Raw genomic sequence first — 8,633 nt, 5'->3', positions numbered from 1 at the left:
TTATCACGAATTGTTTTTTGTAACACAAAACAAGACATCGTTAAAAATAATGTTCCAATTAAATAGTATCCTTTTACACTAAGCGTTTCATCTAACGTATAAATCCCAATTAGCATACCTGAAAGCGCACAAACAAATGAAGTCCATGCTAAAAATGTGAACGCTTGCGTATTACGTCTTCTCATCGTTCTCCTCCTCGTTAGCTGTACACCCATTATAGATAAGTATATTTACCATGATGGATTTTTATGTAAATTCTAGTTTTATATTTATAAATCTATCATAAAAGAATACTATTTTAAAGATAGTTTTCTGTCTAATCTGAAAAAACAAACAAAAAATATTGACAATTATTTCTATTCCACATAAAATAAAAACAAATATTACGAACCTCGAAATATACGGGAGTGGAACTAATTGTTGCAATATGAACATTTTTTAGACTTACTGCTAGATAACGCCAAGAAACTTTTCTATCCTGAAGAATGGGTAAGCCTAGATTTAACACTTTCTAAAACAGAAGTATTTTGTTTACTTTGGATGGAACGAAATACAGATATTACAATGACGAAAATTGCTGATCTTCTTGATATACCGATGAGTACAACGACGGGCGTTGTAAATCGCCTTGTAAAAAAGGGATATATTGAGCGCTACCGTGATGAAAACGACCGACGTATTGTATTAATTCGGTTAACAGACAACGGCGTAATGCTCGTTCAAGAAGTAAAACAAAATGCAGCCCATTACTTTAGCTTAGTGACAGAAGCATTGTCAGAAGAAGAAAAAGCATTCTTACTACAAATCTTCCAAAAGATTATGAATCACATTGCTACGTCACAGCAAAAAACAGAAGAAAAAGTTTCTACACCTAAAATGAAAAACATTCCGATTGAATAAAACCCTATCTGGGTTTTTATTCAATCATTTACTTCGACACTCGTAATATTCGACATTCGAAACAAAGGAGATATGAATGATGAGAATTATTTTGTATACAGGTAAAGGCGGCGTAGGAAAAACTAGCATTTCAGCAGCAACAGCAATTCAAAGCGCAAAACAAGGATTAAAAACTTTAGTCATGAGTACAGATCCTGCTCATAGTTTAGGAGATTCATTTGGTATAAAGCTATCTTCTGAGCCATTAGAAATTCGTGAAAATTTGTGGGCACAAGAAATTAATACGATTTATGAGATGGAAAAAGGATGGGGAAAATTACAGAAATATATTACACTACTCTTCACTTCCAAAGCAGCCGATGATATTACAACAGAAGAATTAACGATGTTTCCTGGTATGGAAGATTTAATTAGCTTACTTCGCGTACTCGATTATTATAAACAAAACACATATGATGTTATCATTATTGATTGTGCTCCAACAGGAGAAACATTAGCAATGCTAAGCTTTCCAGACATGCTCGGCTGGTGGATGGAAAAATTGTTTCCTATTAAAAGAAAAGTTTTAAAAGTCGTTCGTCCTGTAGCTCAACCACTCCTTGGTGTCCCTCTTCCAACCGACGATATTATGGACGAATTAACAAATACACTTGAACAGCTCGGAGAAATGAGAGATATTTTATCAAACCGAGAAGTAACAAGTATCCGCATCGTTGTAAATCCTGAAAAAATGGTCATTAAAGAAGCTCAGCGTAGCTTTACTTATTTAAATTTATACGATTATAACGTAGATGCCATTATGATTAATCGCGTCATCCCTAACACCGTCACCGATCCTTATTTTCAAGCATGGAAAGATACGCAAAAGAAATATAAAACATTAATTCAAAATAGTTTTGATCCACTTCCTATTTACGAAGCTCCAATGTTTGAACAAGAAGTTGTTGGTTTACCTATGTTAGAGCGTGTAGGAGATGCTTTATTTAAAACTGATCATTGTCCTACTGAAGTGAAATTTAACGGCCGCACACAATATGTAAGAAAAGATGGCGATGATTATATTTTCATTCTTTCTATTCCCTTCTCAAACAAAAGTGAACTTTCATTAAATCAAAAAGGTGATGAGCTAATTATTCGAGCCGGCTCTGTGAAACGAAATATTACATTGCCAAAAACGTTAACACACCTTTCTATTCAAGGAGCAAAATTTGAAGAAGATATACTAAACATTCGGTTTGGAGGTGTAGTGCATGCATGAGGAACTACTACGAAGGGTAATTCGTACAAAAGTAAAAGTCGGGATGCATATATTAGAAGAGCTACCTAATCCAATCCAGCAATCAGCTAAGCAAATATTAAATATTTTGCAAGAGGAGCTAGCTGCTTATCCGAAAGAACGAGAGCATCATGAAAATAATTTAAAAAATATCATAATTGAATAACTATCTGTATAGAGGGCCTTTTTTAGGCTTTCTATACTTTATTGGAGTGATGTAAGTTGATGAAAAAGCATTCCACTACTATACTCTGGATCATTCCCTTATTATTTTTCATTCATAACCTTGAAGAAGCTTTCCAAATGCCACAATACCTTGCTAATCAATTTTCAATCCGCCTTATAACTAGCCAACAATTTTTCATTGCCATTTCCGTATTAACAATCTTTGTATTACTTATCGTCTTTCTATATCAACTTAACTTCTTGTCTTCTATATGCTGGATTATTTTTATACAAGGGGCCATCTTCTTTAACTCTGTTCAACATATTATTTTGTTTTTCATTTATCGCTCCTATAACCCCGGCGTAATATCAGCATTTTTCATTACTCTCTTTTCTATTTTCTTTGTTTTATCAAAAAAACACTTAATTCATCAAAAGCAATTCGTAATTACACTCCTTTTCAGCTTATTTTCTTATCCCATTATAATTTGGATTACCTTACTGTTCGCTAGCTACTTTCATTCATAAAAAAAGACCAGGAAAACTCCTGGTCCATTACTCTACTTAACAAACATTGGATTCTACGTTATACAAAATTGGAAGGTACAGAATTAGGGTTCGTTTGTTAAGTAGATTATATGTTGAACGAACTAACAGCGGAGGGGTTCCTTCTGTTAGTCCATTAAACCCAATCATTATTTTACGATTTTTTCAAGCTCCTCAAGTGAAAGATCAACTGAAATTGAACCATCATTCGTTTCTTTCTTAATTGCATCTGTTACTTCTTTTGAATGATACAATTCAATTACTTTTTTCAGTGTTGGATCATCTTTATCTTTCGTACGAGCCGCGAAAATATTAATATAAGGCTTCGCATTTTCATTCTTTGGATCTTCTAAGAAAATAGGATCCTTCGCTGGATCTAATCCAGCTTGACCAGCAACACCGTTATTAATAACTGATGCCGCTACATCTTTTAACACACGAGGTGTTTGCTGTGCGATAACCGGCGTGATTTTTAACTTCTTCGGATTTTCAGCAATGCCGCTTGGATCTCCAAATAAGCCAAAATCTTTTTTAAGCTTTAATACTCCAGCTGCATCAAGAAGTTTTAATGCACGTGCTTGGTTCGTTGGATCGTTTGGAATTGCAATTTCTGAACCATCTGGAATTTCATTTGCCTTCTTATATTTTTCAGAGTATAAACCCATTGGCGCAATTTGCGTTGTACCAACAGCTGTAATATCTAACTTATGCTCTTTTTTAAATTGCTCTAAGAAAGCAATATGCTGAAATGAGTTTAATTCAATATCTCCATCAGCTAAAGCTTTATTTGGAGTTGTATAATCAGAGAACTCCACCAGTTTAATCTTAATCCCTTCTTTTTCAGCTTTTTTCTTCAAAATTTCCCAAGCGTCTCCATCCGTTCCAGTTACACCGACGCGAATTACTTTTTCTTTCGCTCCTGCACCCGTGTCTCCACTTGAGCAGCCACTTAATGCTGAGACTCCTACAATTGCTGATAATGCAAATGCTAAAATTTTCTTCATTTTCTTTTCCTCTTTTCCTTTTTATGATCTGCGTAACAAGACTTTCGCAAAGTAGTTTCCTAAATTTTGAGCTATCTGCACGAGAATAATAAGTAAAACAACCGTTACGAACATAACTGATGTATCAAAACGTTGATAACCATACGTCATTGCCAAGTCACCAAGACCGCCACCACCGACAAGCCCAGCAACTGCAGAAAATTCAATTAAACCAACTGTCATAAATGTGACACCTAAGATTAATGGTGCTAACGCTTCTGGTACAAGGATTTCAAAAACGATTCTAATTGGCGAGGCGCCCATTGCTTGCGCTGCTTCAATTACTCCTTTCGGAACGGAAACAAGATTTGTTTCAACCATTCTAGCAATACCAATTGATGCGACTAACGTCATCGGGAAAATTGCTGCTGCTGTTCCAATCGTCGTTCCAATAACGCTTCTTGTTAGTGGGCTTAAAGCTACTAAAAAGATAATGAATGGTACCGGACGAATTGTATTAATTATGATGTTAAGAATAGAAAAGACCCATTTATTTTCTAAAAAGTTTCCTTTTCTCGTTACATATAAAAGTAAACCTAGAGGTATACCCAGAATTATAGCGAATATAAGGGTTACAATTACCATTAAGAGGGTATCCCCCGTCGCATCTAGTATGCGCGGCCAAAATATACTCCAATCAACTCGCATGAGCTTCTACCTCCTTCAGCTGCACTTGCAGTCTTAGATGTTGTAATGCTTTTTGAATTTCCCTCTGCTCACCTTGCAATTCTACAAGCAGATTTCCAAATAGCACATTTTGAAGTTCAATAATATTTCCGTACAGTACATTTACATCAACGTTATAGTTTTTTGCGATATATGATAGTACCGGCTGTCCTGTCTCCTCACCAGTAAATGTTAGACGATAAATTTGACCACCATTTTGAATTTTCGCTAGAACACTTTCTGGTAAATGATCATTAATAACAGAACGTACAAAGTTTTGAGTCGTCTTTGTTTTTGGTTGTGTGAAAACGTCAAACAGTTTTCCTTCTTCAATAACTTTTCCCTTCTCCATTACAGCTACACGGTGGCAAATTTCTTTCACAACATGCATTTCGTGTGTAATAAGAAGAATCGTTAAATTGTATTCTCGATTTACTTTCTTTAATAAGTTTAGAATTTCTGTCGTTGTTTCTGGATCTAAAGCTGATGTTGCCTCATCACATATAAGAATATCTGGCGATGTCGCAAGTGCTCTAGCAATGCCAACTCGCTGCTTTTGTCCCCCTGATAACTGCTCTGGATAATAGTTTGCTTTATCTTCTAACCCTACAAACTTCAGCAGTTCATTCACTCGTTCTTTTATCTCGTTCTTTGGCAATTTCGCTAACTTTAATGGATAAGCAATATTCCCAAACACTGTTCTTGAATTAAATAAATTAAAGCTTTGAAAAATCATTCCGATTCTTTGTCTTAGTTTGCGTAATTCTTTCGTCGATAATGATGTAATATCTTTATCATCTATTGAAATCGTTCCTGCCGTTGGTCTCTCTAACATATTTACTAAGCGTAATAATGTACTCTTTCCAGCGCCACTAAAACCGATAATGCCAAAAATTTCGCCTTTCTCAACTGATAATGTTACATCCTCCACCGCATGAACAGATTGCCCAGCTGATTCATACACTTTACTTACATTGTTAAAAGAAATCATTTTTCCCCCTCCTATATGCTGTAAAAACTTAAAGTAGAGCTTTCGAGGTAAAATAAAAAGTGCTCTCCTTCTTATCAACCATAAAGATAAGAAGGAGAGCACTTATATGTACTCGTTCACATCTTCTCATCTTCCAAGCCTTTATATGGCTTGCTGGAGTTAGCACGGTATTAAAAAACCCGTTGCTGAGGTATCGTAGGGCCAGTCCCTCCACCTCTCTGGATAAGAATGTATCGATTTAATTGTCGTTTAATTAATTCTCATTATAGAACTCAGAATAATAAGAGTCAATACATTTTTTAGAAAAATATTAATTATTCCTTTATTAAAATTTTCAGATGAAAATTCATAAGAAAATAGTAACTTTCAAAGTTATGTAAAATTCTTCTTCCTCATATTTTTAAACAGGAGAATCCTCTCTACGAATTGAATAAATTTATTTGAATATGAAACTCGGAGGAAGATAAATATATGAAAACAGCTCTTTTACTCGTCGATATTCAAAACGATTATTTTCCAAATGGAAAGATGGAATTGCGTAATCCAGTAGAAGCAAGCGAATATGCTAATCAGTTATTACAACACTTTAGAACAAACAGCGAACCTATTTTTCATATCCAACACGTAGCTATAAAAGATGACGCTACTTTTTTCCTACCTAATACAGAAGGTGTACATATTCATGAGAAGGTCCGTCCACTTAGAGAAGAAACAGTTATACTCAAACATTATCCAAATAGCTTCCGAGAAACTAATCTTCTAGAGCAATTACAGCGTTTAGACATTGAACATGTCGTCGTATGCGGGATGATGACTCATATGTGTATTGATGCTACAGTAAGGGCTGCATTTGATTTTGGATTTCAATGTACCGTTATACACGATGCTTGTGCTACAAAAGACCTTTCTTTTAAGAACGCTACTATACCAGCTGTTTATATTCACAATACAATTTTAGCTAGTTTAAATGGCGTATATGCAAATGTAATAAGCACGAAAGAATTTTTAGCTACATAAAAAAACACTCCTTTCAGTGAGCAAAACCGAAAAGAGTGTTCCTTGTCGAACTATAGATTTTCTTTCAAATTGTATTATACAGGAAATTCTCAAAATGAATACTAAAAAATATGACTAATAAGTCAACTTTTCTCATCATTTTATTTCTGTTCACATGTTTATCCCGCTATTAATAGGTTTTAGCTCATCCCCTTCGAACGAAGGTAATATATGGGATTTCAATTTTAAAAGGAGCTCTTCACATTTTGTGAAGAGCTCCTCTACTATTTCTTATAAAGTTTCAGAAGTAGTTTTTGCTTGCATGTGAAGTGCTAAGTAGTCAGGTCCACCAGCTTTAGAGTCTGTACCAGACATGTTAAAGCCACCGAATGGTTGGTAACCTACGATTGCACCAGTACATCCACGGTTGAAGTATAAGTTACCAACGTGGAATTCTTCACGTGCTTTTTCAATATGGTCACGGTTGTTAGTAACAACAGCACCTGTTAAACCGTATTCTGTATTGTTTGCAATTGCAAGCGCATGATCAAAGTCTTTTGCTTTACAGAATGCTACTACTGGTCCGAAGATTTCTTCTTTCATTAAGCGAGCATCTTCTGCAACGTCAGCAACGATTGTCGGTTGGATGAACCAGCCTTTAGAATCGTCCCCTTCGCCACCTGCTAGAATTCTACCTTCTTCTTTACCAATTGCAACATAGCTCATTACTTTATCGAATGCAGCTTGGTCATTAACAGGCCCCATGTTTGTACCTAATACTGCTGGGTTAGCAACTGTTAATTCTTTTGTTAATTCAACAGCACGATTTAATACATGATCATATACATCTTCATGGATTACTGCACGAGAACATGCAGAACATTTTTGTCCTGAGAATCCGAATGCTGATGCAACGATAGACTTAGCTGCTAATTCAAGATCTGCTTCTTTATCAACAACGATTGTATCTTTACCGCCCATTTCAGCGATAACGCGTTTTAACCAAATTTGGCCTGGGTTTACTTTCGCTGCACGCTCATAGATACGGATACCTACATCACGAGATCCCGTGAAGCTTACGAAACGTGTACGAGGATGATCTACTAAGTAGTCACCAACTTCAGAACCGTTACCTGGAACGAAGTTTACTACGCCAGCTGGTAAGCCAGCTTCTTCTAATACTTCCATAAATTTCGCTGCTACTACAGGAGTTGTACTAGCTGGTTTTAGTAATACTGTGTTACCAGAAACTAAAGCAGCTGTTGTCATACCTGCCATAATTGCGAATGGGAAGTTCCAAGGAGAAATGATAACACCTACTCCTAATGGAATGTAAGAGAAACGATTATATTCAATTGGACGGCTTTCTACTGGAATACCGTCTTTTAATTTTAACATTTGACGACCATAATATTCCATAAAGTCGATTGCTTCTGCTGTATCAGCATCTGCCTCATTCCATGGCTTACCTGCTTCTTTTACAAGAATAGCAGAGAATTCATGTTTTCTGCGACGAACGATTGCTGCAGCACGGAATAAAATGTCTGCACGCATTTCTGGCTTTGATTTTCTCCAAGTTTGGAATGTTTCATCCGCTACTTGCATTGCTTTTTCAGCTAACTCACGGCTTGCTTTTGAAACACGACCAACAAGTTCCTCTTTATTTGCAGGGTTTACAGAAACAATTTTGTCTTCTGTAGTGATTTTTTCTCCCCCAATAATTAATGGATAGTCTTGTCCAAGATAAGATTCTACTTTCTTTAAACCTTCTTCAAACGCTAATTTGTTAGCCTCCACTGAAAAATCTGTAAATGGCTCATGTTTGTATGCTACTACCATTTTTTTTAGCCTCCCCTTAGAAAAACGTTTACATTTTACAACATTATTCTACACGATAATTTAGATTTATTCAAATATTCCTAGACTTATATTTTAAAAATTAATAAATTTTTAAAATATAATAAAAAAAAGAGATTCATACATGCGTATGAATCTACAAAATATGAGTATATTCCAAAACATTTTTCCCAATCAATAATATAGTAACTAA

General features: G+C 35.3%; 10 protein-coding genes and 1 riboswitch. Of the genes, 5 read left to right on the top strand and 5 right to left on the bottom strand.

The window, feature by feature from the left end; genetic code table 11:
- Window positions 1-185: YiaA/YiaB family inner membrane protein (locus tag MR170_RS28970; protein WP_242310375.1), on the bottom strand; the 185-nt coding region annotated here is incomplete at its 3' end.
- 232 nt (window positions 186-417) lie between these two features.
- On the opposite strand from MR170_RS28970, the gene MR170_RS28965 reads away from it, so the two are divergent.
- The 4 genes from MR170_RS28965 to MR170_RS28950 all read left to right on the top strand — a co-directional run bounded on the left by MR170_RS28965 (window position 418) and on the right by MR170_RS28950 (window position 2,869).
- Window positions 418-900, top strand: coding sequence for a MarR family winged helix-turn-helix transcriptional regulator (locus MR170_RS28965; protein ID WP_029441474.1), 483 nt, complete (start codon window positions 418-420; stop codon window positions 898-900).
- Between the two features lie 76 nt (window positions 901-976).
- Window positions 977-2,158 (top strand): ArsA family ATPase, encoded by a 1,182-nt coding sequence (locus MR170_RS28960; RefSeq protein WP_002182396.1) that lies wholly within the window; start codon window positions 977-979, stop codon window positions 2,156-2,158.
- Window positions 2,151-2,342, top strand: a complete 192-nt coding sequence (locus tag MR170_RS28955; protein ID WP_000544108.1) for a DUF3926 domain-containing protein — start codon at window positions 2,151-2,153, stop codon at window positions 2,340-2,342. The genes MR170_RS28960 and MR170_RS28955 overlap by 8 nt, the downstream gene beginning before the upstream one ends.
- 59 nt (window positions 2,343-2,401) lie before the next feature.
- Window positions 2,402-2,869: an HXXEE domain-containing protein gene (locus MR170_RS28950; RefSeq protein WP_016083724.1), complete on the top strand. Its 468-nt coding sequence runs from the start codon at window positions 2,402-2,404 to the stop codon at window positions 2,867-2,869.
- Between the two features lie 167 nt (window positions 2,870-3,036).
- On the opposite strand, the gene MR170_RS28945 is transcribed toward MR170_RS28950, so the two are convergent.
- From MR170_RS28945 to MR170_RS28935, 3 genes are read right to left on the bottom strand one after another with little or no spacing between them, the layout of a single operon-like run.
- Window positions 3,037-3,891 carry a MetQ/NlpA family ABC transporter substrate-binding protein gene (locus tag MR170_RS28945; RefSeq protein ID WP_029441472.1) on the bottom strand — a complete coding sequence of 285 codons (855 nt, stop codon included), beginning with the start codon at window positions 3,889-3,891 and terminating at the stop codon, window positions 3,037-3,039.
- A gap of 21 nt (window positions 3,892-3,912) precedes the next feature.
- Window positions 3,913-4,578, bottom strand: a complete 666-nt coding sequence (locus MR170_RS28940) for a methionine ABC transporter permease (protein WP_072941039.1) — start codon at window positions 4,576-4,578, stop codon at window positions 3,913-3,915.
- Window positions 4,568-5,587 (bottom strand): methionine ABC transporter ATP-binding protein, encoded by a 1,020-nt coding sequence (locus MR170_RS28935; RefSeq protein WP_029441471.1) that lies wholly within the window; start codon window positions 5,585-5,587, stop codon window positions 4,568-4,570. The genes MR170_RS28940 and MR170_RS28935 overlap by 11 nt, the downstream gene beginning before the upstream one ends.
- Window positions 5,588-5,710: 123 nt before the next feature.
- Window positions 5,711-5,816, bottom strand: a riboswitch (SAM riboswitch).
- Between the two features lie 242 nt (window positions 5,817-6,058).
- Here MR170_RS28935 and MR170_RS28930 point away from each other — a divergent pair.
- Window positions 6,059-6,604 carry a cysteine hydrolase family protein gene (locus MR170_RS28930; protein WP_016083727.1) on the top strand — a complete coding sequence of 182 codons (546 nt, stop codon included), beginning with the start codon at window positions 6,059-6,061 and terminating at the stop codon, window positions 6,602-6,604.
- 270 nt (window positions 6,605-6,874) lie between these two features.
- Here the strand turns inward: MR170_RS28930 and pruA are convergent, their stop codons facing one another.
- Window positions 6,875-8,422, bottom strand: coding sequence for an L-glutamate gamma-semialdehyde dehydrogenase (gene pruA, locus MR170_RS28925; protein ID WP_000259556.1), 1,548 nt, complete (start codon window positions 8,420-8,422; stop codon window positions 6,875-6,877).
- Window positions 8,423-8,633: the final 211 nt, after the last annotated feature.

Source organism: Bacillus cereus group sp. BfR-BA-01524, assembly GCF_022662595.1.
GTDB lineage: Bacteria > Bacillota > Bacilli > Bacillales > Bacillaceae_G > Bacillus_A > Bacillus_A thuringiensis_S.
Note: the sequence above shows the minus strand (reverse complement) of the source record. Positions and strands in the feature narration are given on the sequence as shown.